The organism is Vibrio sp. 970 (assembly GCF_033339075.1).
Window position 1 is genome coordinate 1 of sequence record NZ_JAWOTW010000142.1, and the last position, 889, is coordinate 889.

Below are 889 nucleotides of genomic sequence, written 5' to 3' on the forward strand. Positions count from 1 at the left end.
CCGAGGATTCATTAATTGGAATGCGGATTTTGCCACACGGCGCTGTCATTGAGCGGCTAACAAGGCCTGTCAGTTTACCTTCGATATCGAAGTATCGAATTTCTCGGAAGTTCCCGATGCGCTCATAAAAACCAGACCAAACATCCATATTACCTTGCTTAACATTGTGCGTGAGATGGTCTATCTCGTACAAGCCAACGTCTGATTTTGCTAAGCGATCGTCTGCATCGTCATAAAAACGGAAATCGACGTCGTAGATGCTCTGCTTGCCATAACGATCAACAAAATAAAGCAAGCTTTCACCAATGCCGTAAATGGCAGGGATACTCAGTTCCATCGGACCAATTTCAGTTTTGTATTCTATGCCGCCGTTTTGAATAGCATGTTCAAGCGCAACCGTCGCGTCTTTCACACGAAACGCCATACCACATACAGATGGGCCGTGAACTTTAGCAAACTCCTCCGCCTGGCTATGGGGCTGGGCGTTCACGATAAAGCTGATGTCACCTTGTCGATACAACCATGCTTCTTTCGAACGATGTTTGGCTATTTCAGCAAAGCCTAGCGATGTAAATAACGCTTTTAGTTGTTCAATGCCTTTGCTGTCAGCAGCTGTGTATTCAACAAACTCAAATCCGTCTGTACCTAATGGGTTGTATGTGTCCACCATGACTTTCTCCTTGCGTCACTAATTTGTTTACAGCCTCACTGAGCTGTTTGAACTGATTTTTCTAACTTGGCGCAGGTAGAGAGAAATTGGAATACATCGGCCGAAATCTCTATTTCGATGGGTCTTACGGAGGAATGTAAAATTAATGTTACACTACAAAACCATCAATGTGCCCGATTAAAAAGAAACCAAAATCAAATTGAATTTCAATCAATTAGG

The 889-nt window shown here is 43.4% G+C and carries 1 pseudogene; it reads right to left on the minus strand.

Going from position 1 to position 889, the window contains the following annotated elements:
* A pseudogene (locus R7Q11_RS25275) lies at positions 1-670 on the minus strand (4-hydroxyphenylpyruvate dioxygenase family protein); the annotation flags it as partial.
* Between the last annotated feature and the right edge of the window lie 219 nt (positions 671-889).